This is a genomic window from Variovorax sp. V118 (assembly GCF_041154445.1).
GTDB lineage: Bacteria > Pseudomonadota > Gammaproteobacteria > Burkholderiales > Burkholderiaceae_C > Variovorax > Variovorax boronicumulans.
In genome coordinates this window covers 5,795,934-5,819,820 of the sequence record NZ_AP028663.1, presented here as the reverse complement: position 1 = coordinate 5,819,820, position 23,887 = coordinate 5,795,934, and the positions used below count along the sequence as shown (strand labels likewise).

22 protein-coding genes are annotated in these 23,887 nt (G+C 70.0%); 9 read left to right on the top strand and 13 right to left on the bottom strand.

Annotation, left to right across the window (positions count from 1 at the left end):
• Window positions 1-40 precede the first annotated feature (40 nt).
• Window positions 41-1,045: a Bug family tripartite tricarboxylate transporter substrate binding protein gene (locus ACAM52_RS26965; protein ID WP_369645061.1), complete on the bottom strand. Its 1,005-nt coding sequence runs from the start codon at window positions 1,043-1,045 to the stop codon at window positions 41-43.
• Window positions 1,042-2,742 (bottom strand): FAD-dependent oxidoreductase, encoded by a 1,701-nt coding sequence (locus ACAM52_RS26960; RefSeq protein WP_369645060.1) that lies wholly within the window; start codon window positions 2,740-2,742, stop codon window positions 1,042-1,044. The genes ACAM52_RS26965 and ACAM52_RS26960 overlap by 4 nt, the downstream gene beginning before the upstream one ends.
• Window positions 2,743-2,843: 101 nt before the next feature.
• Here ACAM52_RS26960 and ACAM52_RS26955 point away from each other — a divergent pair, with 101 nt between their 5' ends.
• From ACAM52_RS26955 to ACAM52_RS26945, 3 genes are read left to right on the top strand one after another with little or no spacing between them, the layout of a single operon-like run.
• Window positions 2,844-3,743 carry a LysR family transcriptional regulator gene (locus tag ACAM52_RS26955; RefSeq protein WP_235944202.1) on the top strand — a complete coding sequence of 300 codons (900 nt, stop codon included), beginning with the start codon at window positions 2,844-2,846 and terminating at the stop codon, window positions 3,741-3,743.
• 23 nt (window positions 3,744-3,766) lie between these two features.
• Window positions 3,767-5,158, top strand: a complete 1,392-nt coding sequence (gene radA / locus ACAM52_RS26950) for a DNA repair protein RadA (protein ID WP_307696501.1) — start codon at window positions 3,767-3,769, stop codon at window positions 5,156-5,158.
• A gap of 40 nt (window positions 5,159-5,198) precedes the next feature.
• Window positions 5,199-6,716: a BCCT family transporter gene (locus tag ACAM52_RS26945; RefSeq protein ID WP_354345277.1), complete on the top strand. Its 1,518-nt coding sequence runs from the start codon at window positions 5,199-5,201 to the stop codon at window positions 6,714-6,716.
• A 114-nt stretch (window positions 6,717-6,830) separates the two neighbouring features.
• On the opposite strand, the gene ACAM52_RS26940 is transcribed toward ACAM52_RS26945, so the two are convergent.
• Window positions 6,831-7,286 (bottom strand): hypothetical protein, encoded by a 456-nt coding sequence (locus ACAM52_RS26940; RefSeq protein ID WP_062476817.1) that lies wholly within the window; start codon window positions 7,284-7,286, stop codon window positions 6,831-6,833.
• Between the two features lie 172 nt (window positions 7,287-7,458).
• On the opposite strand from ACAM52_RS26940, the gene ACAM52_RS26935 reads away from it, so the two are divergent.
• A complete protein-coding gene (locus tag ACAM52_RS26935; RefSeq protein ID WP_369645059.1) occupies window positions 7,459-7,848 on the top strand; it encodes a VOC family protein in 390 nt (129 codons plus the stop codon).
• Complete coding sequence (locus ACAM52_RS26930; RefSeq protein WP_095743211.1) at window positions 7,836-8,264, top strand: glycerate kinase; 429 nt, start codon at window positions 7,836-7,838, stop codon at window positions 8,262-8,264. Before ACAM52_RS26935 ends, ACAM52_RS26930 begins: the two co-directional genes overlap by 13 nt.
• 33 nt (window positions 8,265-8,297) lie before the next feature.
• Here the strand turns inward: ACAM52_RS26930 and ACAM52_RS26925 are convergent, their stop codons facing one another.
• A complete protein-coding gene (locus tag ACAM52_RS26925; RefSeq protein ID WP_095949800.1) occupies window positions 8,298-9,290 on the bottom strand; it encodes a recombination-associated protein RdgC in 993 nt (330 codons plus the stop codon).
• A 134-nt stretch (window positions 9,291-9,424) separates the two neighbouring features.
• Here ACAM52_RS26925 and ACAM52_RS26920 point away from each other — a divergent pair, with 134 nt between their 5' ends.
• The gene (locus ACAM52_RS26920) at window positions 9,425-10,378 is read left to right on the top strand and encodes a branched-chain amino acid transaminase (protein ID WP_095949799.1); all 954 of its coding nucleotides are present in this window, start codon (window positions 9,425-9,427) and stop codon (window positions 10,376-10,378) included.
• An 8-nt stretch (window positions 10,379-10,386) separates the two neighbouring features.
• Entirely contained in the window at window positions 10,387-10,596 is a 210-nt protein-coding gene (locus ACAM52_RS26915; protein ID WP_369645058.1) for a zinc-finger domain-containing protein, read from the top strand.
• Window positions 10,597-10,645: 49 nt separating this feature from the next.
• Here the strand turns inward: ACAM52_RS26915 and ACAM52_RS26910 are convergent, their stop codons facing one another.
• From ACAM52_RS26910 to ACAM52_RS26885, 6 genes are all read right to left on the bottom strand, one after another.
• A complete protein-coding gene (locus ACAM52_RS26910; RefSeq protein ID WP_369645057.1) occupies window positions 10,646-11,875 on the bottom strand; it encodes an O-antigen ligase family protein in 1,230 nt (409 codons plus the stop codon).
• A 65-nt stretch (window positions 11,876-11,940) separates the two neighbouring features.
• The gene (locus tag ACAM52_RS26905) at window positions 11,941-13,149 is read right to left on the bottom strand and encodes an ATP-binding protein (protein ID WP_369645056.1); all 1,209 of its coding nucleotides are present in this window, start codon (window positions 13,147-13,149) and stop codon (window positions 11,941-11,943) included.
• Between the two features lie 20 nt (window positions 13,150-13,169).
• Window positions 13,170-13,892 (bottom strand): response regulator transcription factor, encoded by a 723-nt coding sequence (locus ACAM52_RS26900; RefSeq protein ID WP_062476797.1) that lies wholly within the window; start codon window positions 13,890-13,892, stop codon window positions 13,170-13,172.
• 193 nt (window positions 13,893-14,085) lie between these two features.
• Window positions 14,086-14,901 (bottom strand): beta-ketoacyl synthase chain length factor, encoded by an 816-nt coding sequence (locus ACAM52_RS26895; RefSeq protein ID WP_369645055.1) that lies wholly within the window; start codon window positions 14,899-14,901, stop codon window positions 14,086-14,088.
• On the bottom strand, window positions 14,898-16,100 hold the full coding sequence (locus ACAM52_RS26890) for a beta-ketoacyl-[acyl-carrier-protein] synthase family protein (protein ID WP_369645054.1): 1,203 nt from the start codon (window positions 16,098-16,100) through the stop codon (window positions 14,898-14,900). The genes ACAM52_RS26895 and ACAM52_RS26890 overlap by 4 nt, the downstream gene beginning before the upstream one ends.
• 155 nt (window positions 16,101-16,255) lie before the next feature.
• The gene (locus ACAM52_RS26885; RefSeq protein WP_369645053.1) at window positions 16,256-17,650 is read right to left on the bottom strand and encodes an AmpG family muropeptide MFS transporter; all 1,395 of its coding nucleotides are present in this window, start codon (window positions 17,648-17,650) and stop codon (window positions 16,256-16,258) included.
• A 119-nt stretch (window positions 17,651-17,769) separates the two neighbouring features.
• Here ACAM52_RS26885 and ACAM52_RS26880 point away from each other — a divergent pair, with 119 nt between their 5' ends.
• Window positions 17,770-18,624 (top strand): M48 family metallopeptidase, encoded by an 855-nt coding sequence (locus ACAM52_RS26880; protein WP_369645052.1) that lies wholly within the window; start codon window positions 17,770-17,772, stop codon window positions 18,622-18,624.
• Between the two features lie 18 nt (window positions 18,625-18,642).
• Here the strand turns inward: ACAM52_RS26880 and ACAM52_RS26875 are convergent, their stop codons facing one another.
• Window positions 18,643-19,605, bottom strand: coding sequence for a tripartite tricarboxylate transporter substrate binding protein (locus ACAM52_RS26875; RefSeq protein ID WP_369645051.1), 963 nt, complete (start codon window positions 19,603-19,605; stop codon window positions 18,643-18,645).
• Between the two features lie 40 nt (window positions 19,606-19,645).
• Window positions 19,646-20,896 (bottom strand): flavin-dependent oxidoreductase, encoded by a 1,251-nt coding sequence (locus ACAM52_RS26870; RefSeq protein WP_369645050.1) that lies wholly within the window; start codon window positions 20,894-20,896, stop codon window positions 19,646-19,648.
• 72 nt (window positions 20,897-20,968) lie between these two features.
• On the opposite strand from ACAM52_RS26870, the gene ACAM52_RS26865 reads away from it, so the two are divergent.
• On the top strand, window positions 20,969-21,868 hold the full coding sequence (locus ACAM52_RS26865; RefSeq protein ID WP_159273505.1) for a LysR family transcriptional regulator: 900 nt from the start codon (window positions 20,969-20,971) through the stop codon (window positions 21,866-21,868).
• A 3-nt stretch (window positions 21,869-21,871) separates the two neighbouring features.
• On the opposite strand, the gene ACAM52_RS26860 is transcribed toward ACAM52_RS26865, so the two are convergent.
• The gene (locus tag ACAM52_RS26860) at window positions 21,872-23,875 is read right to left on the bottom strand and encodes a DUF4034 domain-containing protein (protein ID WP_369645049.1); all 2,004 of its coding nucleotides are present in this window, start codon (window positions 23,873-23,875) and stop codon (window positions 21,872-21,874) included.
• Window positions 23,876-23,887: the final 12 nt, after the last annotated feature.

Here is a 23,887-nt window from a genome sequence, read left to right as displayed (position 1 = left end):
AAACACGCCTGCGGGATAACCCTTGCGGGCTTGTTGGCGCTCAGTCGATCGTCGTGCCCGAGGCCCGGATCACCCGGCCCCAGCGTTCGGTTTCGCTGCGGATGTAGGCGGCCAATTGCTCCGGCGCGCCCGCGCCGTGCGCCCCCGGCGCGGCCGGCTCGAAGCCCTCGTTCTCGAGCTTCTGGCGCAGCGCGGGCTGCGCCACGAGGCGGGCGATCTCCTGGCTGCAGCGGTCGATGAAGGCCTTGGGCGTGCCCGCGGGCGCGACCACGCTCTGCCACGCCACCGCCTCGAAATCGGCGGTGCCCGCCACGCCCGACTCGGCCACCGTCGGCACGGCGGGGAAGGTCGGCTGGCGCTTGCGCGAGGTCACGGCCAGCGCGCGCAGCTTGCCGCTGCGCACGTGCTGCAGGGCCGGTGCGATGTCGGTGAACATGAGCTGCAGCTGGCCGCCGAGCAGGTCGGTCAGCGCGAGCGCGCTGCCCTTGTAGGGCACGTGCACCATGTTCGCCGCGGTCGCGACCTTGAACATCTCCGCGCCCAGGTGCTGAGGGCTGCCGTTGCCGGCGGAGCCGTAGCTCAGCGCATCGGGCCGCGACTTCACGAGCGCCACCAGCTCGGCCAGCGTGGTCGCCGGCACCGACGGGTGCACCACCACCATCAGCGGCACTGCGCCGATGAGGCCGACGGGCGCGAAGTCTTTCGCGGGGTCGTACGAGAGCTTCTTGTAGAGCCAGGGATTGATGGCGAGCGTGGTGCTGGTCGCGACCAGCAGCGTCGAGCCGTCGGGCACGGCGCGCGCCACCTGCGAGGCGCCGATGGCGGTGCCGGCGCCCGGCCGGTTGTCGACGATCACGGTGCGGCCCAGCGCGGTGCCCAGCTGCTGCGCGATGAGCCGCCCGAGCATGTCGGTCGTGCCGCCGGGCGCGTAGGGCACGACGATGGTGATGGGCTTGTCGCCTTGTGCCCGCACGAGGGCGGGACCTGCGGCGCAGGCGGCGGCGGACAGGGCGCCCAGATGGCGCAAGGCATGGCGACGGTTCATTGGCTTGTCTCTCTTTCTTGTTCGGATGTCGGTGCGGCCACCACGGCGGCGCCGCGCAGCAGGTCGACCAGGGCGAGCGCGTCGGCCGGCACGGCATGTCCGCGCCAGGCCACGTGCTGGTCGGGGCGCGAGAGGACGAGCGGCCGGTCGTACACGGCGGTGGCGGCCGAGGCGCGGATGTCGAGCGTGCGCAGCGGCAGGCCGCGCGCCGCGGCGGCGGCTTCGAGCGGTGCGACATCGATCGCGGGGTCCAAGCGCAGCAGCGTGTAGCCCTCGTCGGGCATCGCCATCGCGTCGTACAGCGAGCGCCCGTCGTCCAGCCACAGGTGCGGCGTGCGGCAGCCAGGAACCGTCGAAGGCGTGAACTCGTACATCGTGTAGGCGGGCGCGGCCTCGCCGTCGTAGGCGATGAGCGGCGAGCCCTCGTAGAAGTAGCCGAAGTTGAGGCCACCGCAGCAGTACTGCTGCACGTTCAGGTCGTACAGCGCCTGGCCGCGCGCGGCGCGCAGCGCGTCGCCCTCGGGCCCGGGCGCCTCGATGTTCTCGGGCACGCCTTCGCGCTGGCGTTGCAGCGCGAGCGCGTGGTTCATCGCGAACCGCGACACCTGCTCGGTGATCGGCTGGCGCTCGGCCTCATGCGCCGCGAGCGCGCCCTCGGCCAGCCAGCCGTGCAGCCGGCCCGCGAGCAGCCACGAGAGGTTCATGGCATCGGCGATGCCGGCGTTCATGCCGTAGCCCGCCATCGGAATCCACAGGTGCGCCGCGTCGCCGCAGATGAACACGCGGCGGTCGCGGAAGCGGTCGGCCACGAGCCGGCGCCCGACCCAGTCTTCGTTGGAGATCACTTCGTACTCGAAGTCCTCGCCCACGCCCAGGATCTGGCGGATCGCCCAGTCGCGATCGATCGAATCGAAGTCGGTCTCCTCGGGCAGCAGGTAGTTGTGCAGCAGCCAGGTCTCGCGCCCGTCGATGGCGTACACGTTGCCGCAGCGGCGCGGGTTCAGCGCGAAGGTGGCCCAGGCCGGCGGATGCTTCAGCAGGCCCAGCAGCGCGGGCGCGCGGAAGTACGTCGACTGCACGCGGCCCACCACGTCGGTGCCGTGCAGGCTGGCGCCGATCTTCTTGCGCACCGTCGAGCGGCTGCCGTCGCAACCGACGAGGTACTGGCAGCGGATGCGCACCGCGCGGCCGTCGTCCAGGTCCACGCCCGTGGCCCACACGCCCTCGTCGTCCTGCTCGAAGTCGTCGATGCGCGTGCGGTTGCGGATGCGCAGGCCGGGCGTGCCCTCGGCATGCGCGAACAGCACCGGCTCGAGAAAGATCTGGTTGATGCGGTGCGGCGGCTCCGCCGTGGGCCACCAGGTGTCGGGGCCGCCGGTGGCGGTGTAGCGCTCGCGGCGCGCGGGGATCGGAATGCGCGACAGCTCCATGCCCGTCACGGCCGTGCGGTAGGCCACGTCGTTCGGGTAGTCCGCCGGCAGGCCCGCGTCGCGCAGCGCCTGCGCCACGCCCAGGCGGCGGAACACCTCCATCGAGCGCGCCGCCACGTGGTTGCACTTCACGTTGGGTGGCTCGCCGCGGCGGCGGATCTCGGTCATCAGCACGTCGATGCCGCGTTGCGCCAGGTCGATGGCCAGCGTCAGCCCCACGGGGCCGGCGCCGACGATCAGCACCTGGGCTTGCAGTTGCTCGGTCATGGGTTGCTTGTCTCCAGATTCTTGTGAGGCGCCATTACAGTGCCGAACCGGCTCGCGGAAAAAGTGAAACTTTCATGGCCATTCATAAAAAACCACTATCAATGCGTGGCGTGCCCTCTGTGCGGCAACTGCGTGCGTTCGCGGCCGTGTACCACAGCGGCCAGCTGTCGAGTGCGGCGGCTGCGTTGTCGCTGACGCAGCCGGCCGTCAGCGTGCTGCTGCGCGAACTCGAAGCGCGGCTCGGCGTGCGCCTGTTCGATCGCACCACGCGTTCGCTGCAACGCACCGAGGCCGCGAACGAGGCCATCGCCTATGCCGAGCGCGTGCTGGCCGAACTCGATGCGCTGGGCACCGGCATGGCCGAGCTGGCGGCGGGCCGGCGCGGGCGCGTGCGCATCGCGGCCACGTCCACCATCGCGCAGACGCTGATGCCCAAGGCCCTGCGCCGCTACCTCGACCTGCATCCTGACGTGAAGGTGGCCATCGAAGACTGCGCGCCCGGGCAGTTCGTGGAGAAGGTGCTCGGCGAGCAGGTCGACTTCGGCGTGGGCACGCTGCAGGCGCGCACGCCGGGGCTGGACCAGCGCGTGTTCGTGCACGACCACCTCGCGGTGATTGCCGACCGCGACCTGCGCCTGCCCGGCACCGACCGCATCACCTGGCGGCAGCTCGCGGGCCATCCGCTGATCACGGTCAAGCCGGGGTACGGCGTGCGCAGCAGCATCGACATCGCCGCCGCAACCGCCGGCGTGCGGCTGGACATCGCCTACGAGGTGACGCTCTTGACCACGGCGCTCGCGATGGCGGCCAGCGGGCTCGGCCCGGCGCTGCTGCCGGCGTCGATCCTCGCGCATGCCGACCACACGCGGCTGGTCGCGCGGCGGCTCATGCGCCCGACGGTGGCGCGCAACATCGCGGTCGTGACGCGGCAGGGCCGATCGCTCTCGCCGGCCGCGGCGGCGTTCGCGGACCTGCTGGTGCGCGAATTCGCCATCGCCTGAACCGCGCCCCCTAAACTCGCTGCATGGCCAAGGACAAAACAACTTTCGTCTGCAGCGAATGCGGCGGCACCAGCCCCAAGTGGCTCGGCAAATGCCCGAGCTGCGGGGCATGGAACACACTCATCGAACAGGTCGCCGGCGCGGCCAACGGACCGGCCAACAACCGCTTCGGCACGCAGTTCGCGTCGCTCGCGGGCGCGTCTGAACTCGCCACGCTGTCGGAAATCGAAGCGACCGATATCGCGCGCACGCCCACCGGCATCGACGAGCTCGACCGCGTGCTCGGCGGCGGCATCGTGTCGGGTGGCGTCACGCTGATCGGCGGCGACCCGGGCATCGGCAAGTCGACGCTGCTGCTGCAGGCGGTCGATGCGCTGCAGCGCGCGGGGCAGAACGCGCTGTACGTCACCGGCGAGGAAAGCGGCTCGCAGGTGGCGCTGCGCTCCCGGCGGCTCGGGCTCGACCACTCGCAGGTGCAGGTGCTGGCCGAGATCCAGCTCGAAAAGATCATCGCCACGCTCGACGCCACGCGCCCGGCCATCGCGGTGATCGACTCCATCCAGACCGTGTACTCCGACCAGCTCACCTCCGCGCCCGGCTCGGTGGCGCAGGTGCGCGAATGTGCGGCGCACCTCACGCGCTTCGCCAAGACCAGCGGCACGGCCGTGGTGCTGGTGGGCCACGTCACGAAAGAAGGCGCGTTGGCCGGCCCGCGCGTGCTCGAGCACATGGTCGACACGGTGCTGTACTTCGAAGGCGACACGCACTCGAGCTTTCGCCTCGTGCGCGCCATCAAGAACCGCTTCGGCGCGGTGAACGAGATCGGCGTGTTCGCCATGACCGAGCGCGGCCTGAAGGGCGTGACCAACCCGAGCGCGATCTTCCTGAGCCAGCATGCCGAGCCGGTGCCCGGCAGCGTGGTGCTCGTCACGCTCGAAGGCACGCGGCCGATGCTGGTGGAAATCCAGGCGCTGGTCGACAACGGCGGGCCGAGCCCGCGCCGGCTGTCGGTGGGCCTGGACCGCGACCGCCTCGCGATGCTGCTGGCCGTGCTGCACCGCCACGCGGGCGTGGCCTGCATGGACCAGGACGTGTTCGTCAACGCGGTGGGCGGCGTGCGCATCAGCGAGCCCGCGGCCGACCTGGCCGTGATGCTGGCCATCACCTCGAGCCTGCGCGGCAAGCCGCTGCCCAAGGGCTTCATCGCCTTCGGCGAAGTCGGCCTGGCCGGCGAGGTGCGCCCCGCACCGCGCGGCCAGGAGCGCCTGCGCGAAGCGGCCAAGCTGGGCTTCAGCGTGGCCGTGGTGCCGAAGGCCAACGCGCCGCGCAAGGGCACGAAGGAAATCGAGGGCCTGACCATCCATCCGGTCGACCGCATCGAGGAAGCGATGGACGTGGTGCGACGGCTCGACTGACGCGCACCCGCACGACAACATCCCCACCAGGAGACCCCCCATGCAACTCATCGTCTCCGCCGGGCTGATCGCCGTGGTCGTGCTGTGGGGGCTGGTGTCTCCTGCGTCGCTCGACCGCGTGTTCAGCACCGCGCTCGCCGACATCACGCGCAACTTCGGCTGGTTCTACCTGTGGGTGGTGCTCGGGCTGGTGGTGCTGGCCTTCTTCCTGGCGTTCAGCCGCTTCGGCGACCTGAAGCTGGGCGACGAGGACGACGAGCCCGAGTTCTCCATCGGCGCCTGGTTCGCGATGCTGTTCGCGGCCGGCATGGGCATCGGCCTGGTGTTCTGGGGCGTGGCCGAGCCGATCTCGCACTACGCGAACCCGCCGCCGGGTGTGATCCCCGGCACGCCCGATGCGGCCGGCGTGGCCATGCGCTACGCCTTCTTCCACTGGGGGCTGCACCCCTGGGCGATCTACGGCATCGTCGGCCTGTCGATCGCCTTCTTCAGCTTCCGGCGCAAGGCGTTGCCGCTGGTCAGCTCGGCCACCGAGGCGCTGCCGTGGCGCTTCGTGCAGCGGCTGTCGCCGGCCTTCAACGTGCTGGCCGTGGTGGCCACCGCCTTCGGCGTCGCGGCCTCGCTGGGCATGGGCGCCACGCAGATCAACAGCGGGCTGCACGCGGCCTTCGGCACGGACATCGGCCGCTGGACGCAGGCGGTGATCATCGTGGTGACGACGGTGCTGTTCATCACCTCGGCGGTCACGGGCGTCGAGCGCGGCGTGAAGTGGCTGTCGATGGGCAACCTGGTGCTGGCCGCGCTGCTGGCCCTCACGGTGCTGGTGGTGGGGCCGACCATCGCCATCGTCGAGACCTTCACCAACACGCTGGGTTCGTACCTCGCCGAGTTCGTGCGCATGAGCTTGCGCATGAACCCGTTCCGCAACAGCTCGTGGGTGGCCGACTGGACGCTCTTCTACTGGGCCTGGTGGCTGGCGTGGTCGCCGTTCGTGGGCCTGTTCATTGCACGCGTGTCGCGCGGCCGCACGATCCGTCAGTTCATCCTGGGCACGGTGATCGCACCCACGCTGGTGGGCTTCGCGTGGTTCTCGGTGTTCGGCGGCGCGGCGCTCAACTTCGAGATCTTCCAGGGCGTGCCGCTGGTCGAGTCGGTGAAGGCCGACGTGTCGACCACCATGTTCGTGATGTTCAAGGCCATGCCCATGGGCGGGCTGCTGTCGATCGTGGCCACGCTGCTGGTGTTCGTGTTCTTCGTGACCTCGGGCGATTCCGCGACGCTGGTGCTGGGCATCATGAGCACGAAGGGCAACCCGAACCCGCCGGCCCGCGTGAAGATCACCTGGGGCGTGCTGGTGGCGGCGATTGCGCTGAGCCTGCTGTTCGCAGGCGGCATCAAGGCCATACAGACGGCGACCATCGTGTTCGCGCTGCCCTTTGCGTTCGTGATCCTGCTGATGGCGCTGTCGGTCACGCTGGCCATCCGCGACGACTGGAACGCCGAGCAGAAGCGCGAACGCGAGCTGCGGCGCAAGATGCGGCAGCTCGTGAACTGGTAGGACGGACAAAAAAACGCCCGGCGCGCGGTGGACACGCGCCGGGCCTACCCTCCCTACCTTCCCTGGCCTCCCTGGCCTCCCTGGCCTCCCTGGCCTTCTGTGTTCTTTGCTTGCTTAGCTTCCGATGTGCATCGTGAACGCCGGCCCGTTGTTGAGCACGCACTGGCCGCTGCCCAAGGTGGCGGAGTTCATCGTGTACTGGCAACTCAGGTTGCCGCCGCGACTGCCGGTGGCGTTCGCCACCCCGGCGGTGCGCGAGCCGGCCACGCGGGTCGCCTCTCCCTGAAACTGTTCGGCACCGATCTGCGCGCTGAAGTGGCCGCGGCCGTTCATGTCGTTGGTCACCGTGCCCCCGACGGCGCCGTAGCGCGCGGCTTCGGCGTTCGACGGATAGAGCCGCGCGCTGAAGGTCTGTGACACCGGCCCCGGTGCCACGGCGTAGCTTTGCTGCGACGGCGCGACGGGAGCGGGTTGACCGAGCGGCACCACGTAGCAACCGCTGAGGACGGTGCCCGCGAGTGCGGCGGCAAGGGTGAGTCGAACGAAGGTGACGGAACGCGGGATGTTCATGCGTTTCTCGGTGGCCCGGGCAGATGCCCGTGCGGCGAAATGTGCCCGCACCCGCCCCGGCATCGTGCGCCTTTCGCCGGGAGTACCGCTTTCTGCGCCCGGCGGTAGCCACGGCGGCTACTGCGGCGGGGTCGGGGCCGCACAATCGCGGGCCGTTTCCCGCTGTCGCCGAATGAAATCCACCGCACCGCCCATTGCCGCCGTCATGGTCCACGTCACCGATGTGAACGCCGCACTGCGCTGGTACGCCGACGCCTTCCCCGATGCGGTGCCGATGTCGATCGGCTCGCCGGCCTTCGAGTGCCTGTCGGTCCACGGCGTGCTGCTGGAACTCGTGCAGGCCGACGCGAAGGTCGGCGCCGGTGCCTCGGGCTCGGTCGTGTACTGGAACGTGGCCGACTTCGATGCGGCGCTGGCTCACCTTCAATCGTGCGGCGCGCCGCTGTACCGCGGCCCCTTGCGGCTCGAGGGCGACGAGCACATGGCGCAGGTGCGCGACCCCTGGGGCAACTGCCTCGGCCTGCGGGGGCCTTCCACCGGGCGGCGACAATGCGCCCCATGAATTTCCAGAAATTGCTGGTGCCCGTGGGGGCCGTCGTTCTCCTCGGCCTGTCCTGGCACCAATACGGATGGGGCGGCGTGGCGTTCGCCGGCGGTGCGATCGTGATGTTCCTGCTGATGCACTTCAACCGCACGATGCAGGTGCTCAAGCGGGCCGCCGACCGGCCCATCGGCACGGTGGCGAGCTCGGTGATGCTGAATGCCAAGCTCAAGCCCGGCGTGACGCTCATGCACGTCATCGCGATGACGCGCGCGCTCGGCGAGCAGCGCTCGCCCGAGAACGAGCAGCCCGAGCTGTACCGCTGGACCGATGCCGGCGGTTCCTACGTCGATGCCGTGTTCAACGGCGGCAAGCTGCAGAGCTGGACGCTCACGCGGCCCGAGGCGTCGGCCGACGAAGAAACGCCCGCGGCCTGAAGGCGGCGCGGGCGCTTCGCCTGACTCAGAACGTCAGAACGGCGCGTCTTCTTCTTCGGGCGTGTCGGCCTGCGCTGCGGGTGCAGTAGCCGCAGCCTTCGGTGCCTCGTCCGGCGGTGCCGCCGAGAACGCCGCCTCGCCGCCCAGCGCGTCGAGCAGCGCCGGCACCAGCTGGCCGAGTTCGCCGGTGGCAATGGCCACGTCGGCGTCGAAGTTGTCTTCCTTCTTGCCACCCGCCGCGCCGTCGCCCGTGCCTTCGAGGAAGGTGATCTTGCGGATCAGCAGGCCGTGCGTGAGCTCGAAGGACACGCGGTCGTCCCAGGTGAGCGCCAGGCGCGTCGGGCGCTTGCCGTCGGTGATGTGCTGCTTGACCTCGTCGATGTCCAGTGCGTGCTTGGCGTAGCGCACCACGGCCTTCGAGTCGTCGGAGGCCTTGAGCTCGCACTCGCGGTCGATGCTGAAGCCGGCCGGCGGCTCCTGCGTCAGCAGCCAGTTGGCCATGGCGGCGGCCGGCTCGATCTGCGTGTTGATCAGCGCCACGGCAAAGCCGTCGAGCGACTTCACGAGGCTGGTGACCACTTCGTCGGCGCGGGCGGCGTTGCCGCAGTTGATCACGAGGCGGTTCTCGGCCTTGTCGATCCACACCGTGACGCGCGCGCTGCGCGTGAAGGCCATGGGCAGCAGCTCGAGGGTGATGTCTTCCTTGAGCTCCTTCTTTTCCTTCTTGCCGGGCTTGCGGCCGGTGGTGGTCTCGATGTGGGCGCAGCGCTCGTCGAGCTTGCGGCGCACCACGGAGCCGGGGACCTGCTTGCTTTCGATCATGTACTCGACCAGCCACTGGCCGTCGATGGACTCCACCAGCGGGCCGTTGGCCTCGCCGCGCGGCTCGACCCAGCCGGCGGACTTTTCCTGCGAGGGGCCGCAAGGCACGAAGCGTTGCTTGGCCAGCCCTTCTTCTGCCTCGGTCAGTGATTGGGACCAGGCAGGTTCGATGCGATAGACGATGACGTTCTTGAATACGGACACGGGAACCCTTTTTCCACTGGTTGGCACAACCGGCCATTGTCGGGCACCCGGTTCCGGGCTCGGCCGTAAAATCGAAAGCTTTTGCGACTTCCCAGTGGGTCGCACCCCCACACCGCTCCCAAAGGAATCAGGAAATGAGCTCGATCCCCCCCTCGCTGGACGACCGTGACGGCAAGATCTGGATGGACGGCGAACTCGTGGACTGGCGCGACGCCAAGATCCACGTGCTGAGCCACACGCTGCACTACGGCTGCGGCGCCTTCGAGGGCGTGCGCGCCTACAAAACGGCCGACGGCGCCACCGCCATCTTCCGCCTGGCCGAGCACACCGAGCGCCTGTTCAACAGCGCCAAGATCCTGCGCATGAAGATCCCGTTCTCGCAGGAACAGCTGAACGAAGCCCAGAAGCAGGTCGTGCGCGAGAACAAGCTCGAAAGCTGCTACCTGCGCCCCCTGATCTGGATCGGCTCCGAGAAGCTGGGCGTGAGCCCCAAGGGCAACAAGATCCACGCCATGGTCGCGGCCTGGTCGTGGGGCGCCTACCTCGGCGAAGAAGGCATGCGCCGCGGCATCCGCGTGAAGACCTCCAGCTACACCCGCCACCACGTCAACATCACGATGACGCAGGCCAAGACGGTGAGCAACTACACCAACTCGATCCTCGCCAACATGGAAGCGCTGGACGACGGCTACGACGAAGCACTGCTGCTCGACGCGAGCGGCTTCGTGTCCGAAGGCGCGGGCGAGAACGTGTTCGTGGTCAAGGGCGGCGTGGTCTACACGCCCGACCTGTCGGCTGGCGCCCTGAACGGCATCACGCGCAACACCATCCTGCACATCTGCAAGGACCTGGGGATCGAGCTGGTGCAAAAGCGCATCACGCGCGACGAGGTGTACGTGGCCGACGAAGCCTTCTTCACCGGCACGGCCGCTGAAGTGACGCCCATCCGCGAACTCGACCGCATCGAGATCGGCAACCGTGGCGACGGCGGCGCGCGCGGCCCGGTCACCGAGAAGATCCAGTCGGCCTTCTTCGACATCGTGAACGGCAAGAACCCCAAGTACGCCCACTGGCTCACGAAGGTCTGAGGAACAACATGTCCACCAATGCAGTCGTCGAACTCCTCGCGACGGAGCTCAACCACCAGGGCGGCGTGTTCTGCCCCAGCCCCAAGGCCGACATGAAGCTCTGGAACAGCCACCCGAAGGTCTACCTCGACGTGGCGCGCACCGGCGAAGCCAAGTGCCCGTACTGCGGCACGGTGTACCGCCTGAAGGCGGGCGAGACCGTGTCCAGCCGCCACTGAGCGGCCAGGCGGAAAAAAGAAACCGGCCCTTGCGGCCGGTTTTTTCGTTTCAGCTTGGCCGGGCCCTCGGCCACAGGCCGCGCCACGGATCGGGGTCCTGCGATTCCTGCGCCAGCCGCAGATAGACCATCGCGATCCACAGCACGGCCAGCCCGATCTGCGCATCGCGCATGGCAGAGTTCACGCTCGACGCGATGAGCGCGATGAGCGTCGCGGCCAGCGCGTAGCGGCCGGCGATGTCGGGCCGGCGCCAGGCCTGCCAGACTGCGACGAGCATGATCGCCAGCAGGCTCAGGATGCCCGGGATGCCGCTTTGCGCGCCCACCCAGAGGAAGTCGTTGTGCGGCATGTTGGAGTCGGCGAACAGTGCCGGGCCGCGCTTGTGCCACTGGTCGGTCCAGCCGCCGATGCCCCAGCCCACGACGGGCTGGTCGGCGATCATGGCGCCGGTGTCGCGGTACATGTAGTAGCGGATGATCCAGCTGCCGTGGAACACGGCGCCGGTCTGCGCCTTCTCGAGCTCCTCGATGCCGGTCTCGACCTTCTGCTGCAGCTGCGGCAGCTGGTACAGGCTTGCGCCGATCACCACCGCGCCCAGGATCAGCGCCGCCGACAGCGCCTTCAGGTGGTTCTTCCACTGGTGCAGGCAGACCACCGGAATCACCAGCAGCAGCGCGAGCACCGAGGTGCGCGAGGTGAGCGGCAGCGCGACCACGGCGCCCAGCCCGAGCACGAGCGCGAAGGCCGCCAGTGCGCGCAGGGGCCGGTGCCCCGTGATCTGCGACAGCCCGTAGACCGCCGCGCTGGCCGCGACGATGCTGAACAGCAGCGCGTTGCTGATGGACTTGTTGCCCACCTCCATCACCACGCCGCGCAGCGCGCCCGGCACCGGAAAGCCCAGGCTGTAGTGCAGCACGATGAGCACGATGTTGAGCGCCGCGATCAGGAGGAAGCCGCGCAGCGCCCACAGCGCCTCCTCGCGCGTGAGCGCCATCGCCATCAGGAAGGTGAAGGCGATGCGCAGCCCGTGGAACAGGTTGGAGGGGGTCTCGGGGTAGTGCGGCCGCACGGCCAGCACGATGAAGGTCCACGCCACGTAGGCGACCACCGGCCACCACAGCGGGTTGGCGCGCAGCCGCGCATAGCGCTCGCGCAAGCCGCCGCCCACCAGCAGGGCAAGCAGCAGCACGATGGCCGACAGGTAGGTGACGCCGACCGGCATGAACACCACCAGCCCCCAGAACATGGCCGCGGGCCGAACGATGTGCGATCTCTGCATAGGGCCGGGATTTTAGGTGCGGCCCCTCGGCCGAACCTGACTTGCCCTTGCGCACCCGAAGGCGCTCAGTGCGCTGCGGCGGCAGGGCCCTTGGCCGGCAGGCAGATCACGAAGCTCGCGCCCCCACCCGGTCGGTCTTCGCAGCGCACCGATCCGCCGTGGCGCTCGGCGATCGACTTCACCAGCGCCAGCCCCAGGCCGACGCCGCCGTTGCGCTCGCTGGCGCCCGGCAGGCGGTAGAAGGGTTCGAAGATGCGTTCGCGCAGCGTCGCCGGCACGCCCGGCCCGCGGTCGTTGACGCGCACCGTGGCGTAGCCGCCGGCGCTGCCGAGTTCGACGCTGATCTCGCCGGCGCCGTAGCGGCGGGCGTTCTCGAGCAGGTTGCGGATCGCGCGGCGCAGCAGGCGCGACACGCCTGGCACGGTGAGTGTGGCGTTGTCGGTGCCTTCGGCCAGGTCGAGCTCGGCGTTCACCTGCGCGCATTCTTCGGCCGCCAGGCCGGTCAGGTCGACGGATTCGATGGTGCCCATGTCGGCCTCGCTGGCGTCGAGCCGGCTGGCCAAGAGGATCTCGTCGATGAGCTGGTCGAGCTCGCCGATGTTGCGCGAGATTTCCTCGCGCGCCGCCGGGCTGGGCTGGTCGCCCATGAGCTCCAGGCCCATGCGGATGCGGGTGAGCGGCGAGCGCAGCTCGTGCGAGGCGTTCGCCAGCAGCGACTTGTGGGAACGCACGAGCTGCTCGATGCGTTCGGCGGAGGCATTGAATCGCTTGGAGAGATCGGCCACTTCGTCTTGTCCTTCCTCGATCACGCGCGCCGAGAGGTCGCCCTCGCCCCAGCGCTGCACGCCGCGCTGCAGGGTCTCGAGCCGCTGGGTGATGCGCCGCACGATCGGGTAGACGCCCAGCGCCACCGCCACGCCCACGAGCGCAATCATCCAGCCCAGCCCGAACGGGGTGCGCCAGGGCGCGAAGCCGCCGGTGCCGGTGGGGCGCTCGCGCGGCGCCACGCGCAATGTCATGTCGCGGCCGTCGCTCAGCTGCACATCGAACTCCAGGCCCTGGCCGGGCACGCGCATGGCTTTGCCGGTGCCGATGGTGCGGTCCTGGCTGTCGAGCACGACCACCTCGCGCGGCACCGGCGCCAGGCGCTCGCGCTCGGCCTCGGCGGCCACGCGCACGATCCAGTTGGCCATCAGCGTGAGGATGACCACACCGCCGACCACCGCGAGCCAGATGCGGACGTAGAGGTGGCGGCGGTAGAGGCTGCGCAGCATCGCGGGGCGGTCCTGTCAGGTCAGTCTTGCTGCTTGGCGAACACGTAGCCCACGCCGCGCACCGTCAGGATGCGCTTCGGGTTCTTCGCGTCGACCTCGATGGCCGCGCGGATGCGGCCCATGTGCACGTCGATCGAGCGGTCGAAGGCTTCGAGCTCGCGGCCGCGCACGGCTTCCATGATCTGGTCGCGCGTGAGCACGCGGCCCGCGCGCTCGGCCATCGCCACCAGCAGGTCGAACTGGTAGGAGGTGAGGTCGGCCAGCGCGCCGGCCACCGACACGGTGCGCGCGTTGCGGTCGATCTCCAGCGTGCCGAAGCGCATCACCGTGGAGGCTTCGGCCTCGGTGGCGTTCTCGCTTCGCCGGCGCAGCACGGCGCGGATGCGCGCCAGCAGCTCGCGCGGCTCGAAGGGCTTGGGCAGGTAGTCGTCGGCGCCGATCTCCAGGCCGATGATGCGGTCCATGGGGTCGCCCTTGGCCGTGAGCATCAGCACCGACACCTTGGCCAGCGGGCCGGGCAGGGCGCGGATGCGGCGGCAGACCTCGAGACCGTCGGTGTCGGGCAGCATCAGGTCGAGGATCACCAGGTCGGGCGCGTGCTGCTGCAGCTGCTCCAGGCCGGTGGCGCCGTCGCCGGCGTGGTTGAAGGCGAAACCCGACTGCGTCAGGTACTCGCCCACCATCTGCGCCAGGCGGGCGTCGTCTTCGATCATCAGGAGTTGGGGGGTGCTCATGCGCTTCATGGTCGTTCACCGGGAGCAAGCGGGCTTGAACGCTCCGTAAAGTTGGGTAAACGCAGCATCGCCCTGTCAACCTGGATCGCTGCGAAAAACATAGCGCCTCGCCCAGGTTGCGTGGGCGCCATGCGGCAATGATGACGTACCGGGGCGCGGTTGCGTGTGTCAACACGCACCGCCGCCCCCGGGCGCAGGCCGGTCAGCCCGCGGCCTGCAGGCGCAGCCGCAGGGCCAGCGCGGCCGACAGCGGCAGGTCGATGGGCGCGTCGGCGCTGCCCGGGGCCTGGGCCAGCGCCTCGAACAGGGGCAGGGCGTCGGCCATCGGGTTGATGTCCTTCAGCGTGGCGGCGGCGGCCGAGCGCGGCGCGGTCGCCGCACCGTCGCCGACCAGCGACCAGTCGAGGCTGGCCACGGTGCGGGCCGTGCGCTCGGGCGCGATCACCAGCGCCACGGCCAGCAGGCCGCGGCTGTCGGTCACCGAGGCCAGCGCGCCGACCGTGGGGGCGTCGTAGCCCACCAGCAGCACCGGCGTCTGGTCGGCCGCGCACTGCACGGCCGCTTCGAGCAGGCCGGCGGCGAAGCTGTGGCCGTAGGCCGAGACGGCGTTGCTGGCCGCCATGCAGCCGGTGCCGATGGTCCAGTAGCCCACGGCCGCGTTGTGCACCGAGTTGTGGAACTTGGTGGGCGACAGCATCTTCGGGTCGCCCGCGAGCGTGCTGCACATGTAGTCGTTGATCGACAGGTCGCCGTGCGCCGACGTGAACACGCAGGGCACGTCGGCCGCGGGGCGGTCGGCGCCCGCGATGGCCGCGGCGGCCACTTCGAGCGCCAGCGCCACGGTGTCGGGCGCGCGGCGGCGCTCGGCCGGGGCCAGCACCTGCGGCGAGGGCCGCTTGGCGGGCGGATCGGCCAGCGCGCCTTCGCCGCGGAAGGCCGCGCGGGCGGCCTCCCAGCCGGGCAGCGTGGGGGTCCAGAAGGCGGGGCCTTCGATGTAGAGCGTCGGAGGCGTGTTCATGCGTTCACCGCCTTGCCGAAGACCAGCGCGCAGTTGTTGCCGCCGAAACCGAAGGAATTGGACAGCGCGTAGCGCACCTCGCCCGTCGCAGGTTCGAGCTTGATCTGCGGGCCGAAGCCTTCGTCCAGCGTGCGTGTGTTGACCGTGCCCGGCATCAGGCCGCGCTCGATCGCCAGCAGACAGACCACGGCTTCGACGATGCCCGCGGCGCCCAGCGTGTGGCCCATGAAGCCCTTGGTCGAGCTGGCGTGTGTGCGCGCCGGGAAGCGGCGCGCCACCAGCGCGCCCTCGACCTCGTCGTTCTTCTGGCTCGCCGTGCCGTGCATGTTGATGTAGTCGATGGCGTCGGCCGACAGGCCCGCGCGCGCCAGCGCGTCGTCGAGTGCGCGCTCGGCGCCCAGGCCCTCGGGGTGCGGCGTCGACATGTGGTGCGCGTCGCTCGCTTCGCCGTAGCCCAGCAGCTGCGTGGCGTTGTCACCGGCCTGCACGCGCTCGACCAGCGCGAAGCCCGCCGCCTCGCCCAGGCTGATGCCCTTGCGGTCGGCGTCGAAGGGGCGGCAGGGCTCGGTGGAGACCAGCTCCAGCGAGTTGAAACCGAACAGCACGCTGCCGCACAGCGTGTCGGCGCCGCCGACCACGGCCGCGTCGGCCAGGCCCAGGCGGATCAGGCGCTCGGCGGAGGCGAACACCTTGGCGCTGGACGAGCAGGCGGTGGAAATCGTCTCGCTCGGGCCGTCGATGCCCAGCACCTGCTGCACGAACATGGCCAGCGAATGCGGCGTGTGGACGGCCGCGCGGCGCTGGTCCGGCGGAAAGTTGCCGTCGGCGTCGAGCTGCGTGTAGGCCAGCTCCGTCTCGCCGATGCTGGCCGTGGAGGTGCCGAGCACCAGCGCGATGCGCGTGGCACCGTACTTCTGGCGCGCGGCCGCGACCGCCTCGAGGAAGCCGTCAGCCTGCAGGCCCAGCCAGGCCAGCCGGTTGTTGCGGCAGTCCCAGAACGCGGCCGATTCGGGCAGGCGGACGTCTTCCAGGCCGTCGACGCGGCCGATCCAGGTCGGCAGCGGTGCCTCGCCGAAGTCGTTGGCGCGCAGGCCGCTGCGCGAGTGCGCGAGTGCGTCGGCGTGCGCTTCCTTGCCGACGCCGACGGCCGAGGTGGCCGTGTAGGCACTGATTTGAAGGGGAGAAATTCGGGACGGCACGATGGATGTGGGGGCAGGCGACAGGCGAAAGGGCGTCGGCGACAGAAGAAAAAGCGGGAAAGCGCAATTTTCACGCAATGAATGTCGCAGCCTACCAGCGTTGCGTATCAGGTTGCGTCGGCTGTTTCCTATAGATGACAGCTCCGGCGCAGGCCCTATTGACGCTCGCCGTCGCCTGTGCGGGCCGCCATGCGCGAGGCCAGCGCCACCAGCAGCAGCACCGGCACGCCCAGCAGCGCGGTGGCGGTGAAGAAGGTGCTGTAGCCGTAGGCGTCGACAAACGCGCCCGAATAGCCGGCGATGAACTTCGGCAGCAGCAGCATCAGCGAGCTGAACAGCGCGTACTGCGTGGCCGAGTAGCTGATGTTGGTCAGGCTCGACAGGTAGGCGATGAAGGCCGCCGAGGCGATACCGCCGGCCAGGTTGTCGGCCGAAACCACCGCGATCAGCGCCGTCAGGTCGTGCCCGCGCGTGGCCAGCCAGGCGAACAGCAGGTTGCTCGCGGCGCTCAGCACCGCGCCCAGCATCAGCACCCGCATCACGCCCAGGCGCATCGACAGCACGCCGCCCACGAAGGCGCCCACCAGCGTCATGATCACGCCGTAGATCTTGCTGACCGTGGCCACCTGGTCCTTGGTGAAGCCCATGTCCACATAGAAGGGGTTGGCCATGATGCCCATCACCACGTCGCTGATGCGGTAGATGGCGATCAGCGCCAGGATCAGCGCCGCCTGCCACTTGTAGCGGCGGATGAAGTCGGCAAAAGGCTCGATCAGCACGCTTCGCAGCCATTCGCCGGCGTTCTTCGCCTTCGGCAGCACGCGCCGCACCGGTTCGGGCGACAGCAGCACCGTGAGGACGCCGACCGCCATCGAGGCCGCCATGACGAGGTAGGCCGTCTTCCAGGCGCTGTTCTGGTACGCCGCCGCGCCGGTGACGGCCACGGCGGGCGCCACCTCGGCCCAGGCCGCGACCCACAGCACGCCGGCGCCGGCCCAGATCATCGCGAGCCGGTAGCCCGTTTGATAGGCGGCGGCCAGCGCGGCCTGCTTGCGCGTCTCGGCCGATTCGATGCGGAAGGCGTCCAGCGCGATGTCCTGCGTGGCCGAGCCGAAGGCCACCAGCAGCGCGCACCAGATCAGCGGCTGCAGCCCCAGGCGCGGGTCGTTCATCGCCATGCCGACCAACCCGACGATTACCATGCCCTGCGCCAGCAGCAGCCAGCCGCGCCGGCGCCCGAGCAGCGTGGTCAGCGGCGGCAGCGGCAGCCGGTCGACCAGCGGCGCCCAGACCCACTTGAAGCCATAGGCCAGCCCGACCCAGCTCAGGTAGCCGATGGTGGTGCGGTCGATGCCCGCCTCGCGCAGCCGGAAACTCAGCGTGCCCAGCACCAGCAGCAGCGGCAGGCCGGCCGAGAAGCCCAGCGCGAGCATGCGCAGGGTGGCGGGTTCGAGGTAGACCTTGAGCGCGTCGCGCCAGGGCAGCGCGGCGCTCGCGGGGGCTTGGGTGGGTTCGGCGGGCGGTGCGGACATGAGTGGGGGATTGTCCATGAGTGCCGCCCGGCCGCCCGAAGGCACTCGCACCGCAGCCGAAGGCGGAGGTTTTCGTGGAGTGCCGGGGACATCGACGCGCCCGCTCGTCTCCATTTGTTCCTATCATCCGGGCACCTATGTGCACACGATGCGAACGCCCCCTTTCCGCCCTCTCCGAAGCCTCGGCATGGAACCCGCGCCGGGCCTTCCTGCTGGCCGCCGCCGGTGCGGCGCTGAGCGCGCCGGCACTGGCGCAGGTCAATGTCGGCAATGCCTCGGTGGCGCGCAACCTCGTGCCCGCCGACCAGATCGAGGCGGCCGGCGTGCAGCAGTACGGCCAGCTGCTCGAACAGGCGCGCGCCAAGGGCGCGCTGGCCGGCGATGGCAACGCGCAACTGCAACGCCTGCGCACCATCGCGCAGCGGCTCATTCCCTTCGCCCTGCCGTGGAACACCCGCGCCCGCGAATGGAAGTGGGAGGTCAACCTGATCGGCAGCAAGCAGATCAACGCCTTCTGCATGCCCGGCGGCAAGATCGCCTTCTTCACCGGCATCCTCGAGCAGCTCAAGCTGAGCGACGACGAGGTCGCGATGGTCATGGGCCATGAAATGGCGCACGCGCTGCGCGAACACGCCCGCGCGCGCATGGCCAAGAGCGTCGGTACCGGCGCGGCGCTGTCCATCGGCGCGCAGCTGCTGGGGCTCGGCCAGGTCGGCGACCTCGCGGCGCGCGCCGGCACGCAGCTCATCACCCTGAAGTTCAGCCGCAGCGACGAGACCGACGCCGACCTCGTGGGCCTGGAGCTCGCCGCGCGCGCGGGCTACGACCCGCAGGCCTCGGTGTCGCTGTGGAAGAAGATGGCCACCGCCTCCAAGAACCAGGGCGGCCTGAGCTTCCTGTCGACCCACCCGAGCGGGCCGGACCGCATCGCCAAGCTCGAGGCGAACGTGCCGAAGGTCGAGAACCTGTACCGGGCGGCTGCGCGCAAGTAGCTGCGCTTCCCGCCGCGCTCAGTCGGCGGTGATGTTCCCCTTCTTGACCACCGTCGCCCAGCGCTGCGCGTCCTTCTGGATCAGCGCGCCGAACGCCGCCGGCGTCGAGCTGGCGGGCACCATGCCCTGCGACTCGAAGGACTTCGCCACCTCGGGCGACTTCAGCACCGCGGCGATCTCCGTGTTCAGCCGCGCCACCACGTTGGCCGGCGTGCCCTTGGGCGCGAGCACGCCGTACCACATGTCGACGTTGTCGGCGGTCACGCCGGCCTCGGCCAGGGTCGGCACGTCGGGCAACTGCGGCAGGCGATGGCCGCTGCCGGTGGCGAGCGCCTTGAGCTTGCCGGCCTGGATGTGCTGCAGCGCCACGTGCACCGGCAGGAACATCGCGTCGATGCGCCCGCCGAGCAGGTCGGTGACGGCGCCGGCCGTGCCCTTGTAGGGCACGTGCAGCAGGTCGGTGCCGGTGCCCTGCATCAGGAGCGCCATCGACAGGTGGTGCGGCGTGCCGACGCCCGGCGTGGCGTAGGTCAGCTTGCCGGGGTTGGCCTTGGCGGTGGCCACCAGTTGCGCGAGCGAGCCGGCCTTCTGGGTGGCCGGGTTGGTCACCAGCAGCAGCGTGCCCCACGAGGTCTGCGACACCGGCGTGAAGTCGGCCACCGGGTCGTAGGCGAGCGACTTGTACAGGCCCTTGTTCATCACCAGCGTGTTGACCTGCACCAGCAGCGTGTAGCCGTCGGGCTTGGCTCGCGCCACCTTCTCGCTGCCGATGTTGCCGCTCGCACCGGCCAGGTTTTCCACGATCACCGGCTGGCCGAGCACGGCGGGCAGGCGGGCCGAGAGCTGGCGTGCGATCAGGTCGATGCCGGTGCCGGGCGTGTAGGGCACCACCAGCGTCACCGGCTGCTCGGGCCAGGCATGGGCCGCGGCGGCGCTGGCCGCAACCAGCAGGGTGGCGAAGGTCTTGCGCAGAAATCTCATGGGGTCTTGTCTCCGTCTTGTTCGGTGAATGTGCCCGCGCTCAGAGGTACGACGCGCGCGCCTTCAGCGCCGCCGGGTCGTAGCCGGCCACGCGCTTGTAGTGGTCGGAGATCGCCTGCAGCTCCTGCTGCGTGACGATCGCGTCGAGGTTCTCGACGCGCCGGCCGCCCGAACGCTCGAACACCTCGCGCAGGATGGTGTCGGGCGGGTTGCTGCGGTTGGTCAGCACCACGTCGGTGGTGGCCTTCACGCGCACGCGGTCGTAGGTGTCGAGCGCCGCGATGCCCACGCCTTCGCGCTTCATTGCGCCCGCGAGAAAGCGCGCGTCGATGATCGCCTGGCCCGCGCCGTTGGAGCCGCGCGGCACCATCGGGTGCGCGGCGTCGCCCAGCAACGTGAGGCGGCCGTGGCTCCAGCGCGGCAGCGGGTCCTGGTCGACCATCGGGTACTCCAGGATGGTGTCGGAGGCCAGGATCAGCGCGGGCACGTCGAGCCAGTCGAAGTGCCAGTCGGCGAAGGCGGGCAGGAAGTCCTCGAGGCGCCCGGCCCGGCTCCAGTCGCGCATCGCGGGCTGGGGCGCGTGGATCTCGGCGACCCAATTCACGAGCTGGCGGCCCTGGTCGTCGATGTCGTTGCGGATCGGGTAGATCACCATCTTGCCGACGGTGAGCCAGCCCGCGCGCACCATGCTGCCGCCCGAGAGAAAGGGCTTCCAGGCCGCGGTGCCTCGCCACATGTTGATGCCCGAATAGCGCGGCGCACCCTCGTTCGGATACAGCTGCTTGCGCAGCGCCGAGTGGATGCCGTCGCAGCCCACCGCGACCGCGCCGCGCACCGGCGCGCGGCCGTCGGCAAAGTGCACCGTCACGCCGTCGGCATCCTGTTCGACGCCGGTGCAGCGGTGGCCGCACTGCACGCTGTCGGGGCCCAGGCGCTTCAAGGTTTCGTTCAGCAGCACGGTCTGCAGGTCGCCGCGGTGGATCGAGTACTGCGGCCAGTCGTAGCCCGCGTGCTGCCCGGCGGGCTCGCGGAACACCAGCTGGCCGTGCTCGGTGAAGAAGACCGCCTCCTGCGTGCGCACGCCCACGGCGTCGAGCGCGTCGAGCAGGCCCAGCTCGGACAGCTCGCGCACCGCATGCGGCAGCAGGTTGATGCCCACGCCGAGCGGGCGCAGCTCGGGTACGGCCTCGTACACGCGGCAGGCGATGCCGGCCTGGTGCAGGCTCAGGGCGAGGGTCAGGCCGCCGATGCCGGCGCCGAGGATGATGACTTCGTTAGGTGCGGTGCTCATGGGGTCCGTATTGGGACCGCAAACGAGGCATATGGGAAATTTAGATGTGATATGGATTTATCATGAATCCTTATGAACCTGACCACGCGCCAGATGCGCGCCTTCCTGCAGGTAGCGCGCATCGGCAACTTCACCCGCGCGGCGGAGCAGGCGCACATCACCCAGGCCGGCCTGAGCATCCTGATCCGCGAGATGGAGAAGCAGCTCGGCTGCCGCCTGTTCGACCGCACCACGCGCATGGTGAGCCTCACGCCGGCCGGGCGCCGTCTGCTGCCGGTGGTGGAACGGCTCGTCACCGACCTCGATGACGTGGCCGCCGAGCTCGGCGCCGAGGGCGATGCGGCGCGCCAGACGCTGCGCATCGCGGCCACGCCGCTGGTGTCCTCGCACCTCCTGCCCTGGGTGTTCGCGAGTTTTCGCCAGGCGCATCCGCAGGTCGTGCTGCGCCTTTTCGACGCCGACCTGCGCGACGTGGAAGCGATGGTGGCCGCGGGCGAGGCCGACCTCGGCCTGGGCTTTTTCTTCAAGGCTGCGGCGGGGCTCGACCGCACGCCCGTGGGGCGCTTCGAGCTGATGCGGGTCACGCAGGCCACGGCCGACGGCGAACCGGTCGGCACCGCGCCCTGGTCCGCGCTGCGCGGCGCCACGCTGATCGGCCTGCCGCCCGGCAACCCGATCCAGAAGGTGATCGAGCGCCAGCTCGGCGAGATCGGACTGGCCGACGCGCAGCGGCCCGCCTTCAACTTCTTCGGCACGCTGATCTCGATGGTCGAGGCCGGCTTCGGCACCGCCGTGATGCCCACCTTCGCGCTGGCGGCCTGCCGCCGTCACCGCGTGAAGACCGACGTGCTGCTGAAGCCGCGCGTGGGCATGGACTTCTTTCGCCTGACCAAGCGCGGCACGCACGAGACCGAGGCGATGCGCGCCTTCAGCGAGACGCTGGCGAAGGCACTGCCTGCGCTGTCCCGCTAGCGGTCACACCATCGCGTTGTCGCCGCCCGGGATCTCGTGCGCCTTGATCTGCCGGCGCGTGAGCTTGTAGAGCGTGGACGACAGGAAGCCGTCCTGGTGGGTGTTCTTGGTCACGTTCACCACGAACTCGTCTTCGGGCGCCACGGCTTGCGCGCCCATGATCCAGCGCACGCTCTCGCGGTAGTTGTAGAGCACCTTGTCGTTGGCGTCGGCCAGCAGGGTCGACAGCGTGGCCATGGCGATGGCGTCGCCGTTGGTCGCGTGCTCGCGCACGAAGTCCAGGTGGCGGTGGCGCACGGGGATGTCGGACAGGTCACTGATGAACATCAGCGCGCCCTCGGTGGCGTCGTCGTGGCCCAGCTCGCGGGCCTTCAGCATGGCCTCGACCGCCTGCGCCTGCAGCGCGGGGCGCTGCGCCGCGGGCGTGGCGTCTTCCCAGGCCATGTCGTGGCAGAGGTAGCCCAGCTTGTAGGCCGCGACGCTGTTGCCGGCCTGTGCCGCCTGGCCGTAGCAGTGCATCGCCTGTTGCCGGTCCTTGGTGCCGTGCTCGCCGCCCGCGTGGAAGATGCCGAGCGTGAGCAGGCACGATTTGTCGCCGGCGGCCAGCCCCATCTCGAGGATCTCGAAGGCTTCCTGGTTGCGCGGCACGCGCCACAGCGCGCGCGCCAGGTCGTCCCAGTTCTCGGTGCCGGCGTTGCGTTCGCGCGCGGCCGCCAGCCAGGCGTTGCCGGTCGCCGCGTTGGGCACGAAGCCGAAGGCGCCCTTCAGGCTGCAGTAGCCGTGCAGGATCAGCGCGGTGTTGCATTCGTAGGCGTTGGCGCTGTTGCAGATGGCCTGGCCCAGCCAGTGGCCGCCGGGGTCCTGCTCCAGGGCGACGTGCACCGCCATGTTCATGGCGTAGTCGTCGTCGATGGGATGGTGGCTCTCGGCCTCGCGCAGGCAGGCCAGCGCTTCGGCGTGCTGGTCGAGCATGTAGTGGCTCACGGCCAGCCAGCGCAGGGTTTCCCAGCGGTGGTAGGGGTAGAGCGCCTCCTGGGCGCGCTGGCGCGTGGCGGTCATGCGCTGCTGCGCTTCGGCCGGGTCTTCGTCCTTGTCGACGCTGTTGCCCTGGTAGTCGTCGCGCCAGATCTCGTGGCGCAGCCGGTCTTTCTCGACCTCGCTCAGGTGGGCGCAGGCGGGCGAGGCGATGAAGGCGCGCACGCGCTCGTGGCTGCCGCCCCAGCGCGGCTGCTGGAACCAGACGCACTGGCGCATGAAGAAGAACAGCCGCGGGTGCACGTGCAGCGTGGCATGAATCCAGTAGGACGTGCCGCTGATCACCTTGCGGCCCTGCACGGGCGAGGGCAGGGCGGTGGGCGCGGCCTCGGGGCAGGCGACGCGCTCGTCGTGCGCCAGGCCGGAGCGCGCGAGCTGCGCCAGCAGCTCCTCGCGGGTGGCCTCATCGTCGTCCAGCGAAAAGTCGTGCTGCAGCGGCTTGTCGGGCCAGCGGCCGCTGCGCACCAGCTCGGTCAGCCAGTCGGGCTCGTTGAAGGCCGAGGTGCTCTGCAGCAGCAGGGCGCAGGCGGTCCACATCGTGGGCGCGAGCGTGAGGGCGCGCAGCGCGGCCACGGCGCAGCGCGTGGCGCAGGCATGGGCGCATTCCCAGCCGAGCGCGGTGACCGTGCTGGCCCAGCCCGAGCCGCGGTACTCGTAGGCCCAGTGGTACCAGTAGTGCGCTTCGCAGAGCCAGGCGTGGGCCGATTGCGGGCGGGCGGCCTGCCACGCGGCCAGGCGGGCCAGGCCTTCGGCGCCGGCCGCGGTGCAGCCGGCCAGGTCGTCGGGCAAGGCGCCGTAGTAGCGCTCTTCCTCGTCGCGGTCTTGAAAGCTGGCGGCCAGCGCGTCATCGAGCCGCTGGTCGAGTGCGGCGTAGTCGCCGGCGCGCAGCAGGGCGTCGATGTCGCAGAGCTTCCAGCGCGCGGGGGCGGGGGGAATCACGGTCGCTGCGGCGGGGGGCGTGTGGGTGGTCATGGGCGGGGCTCG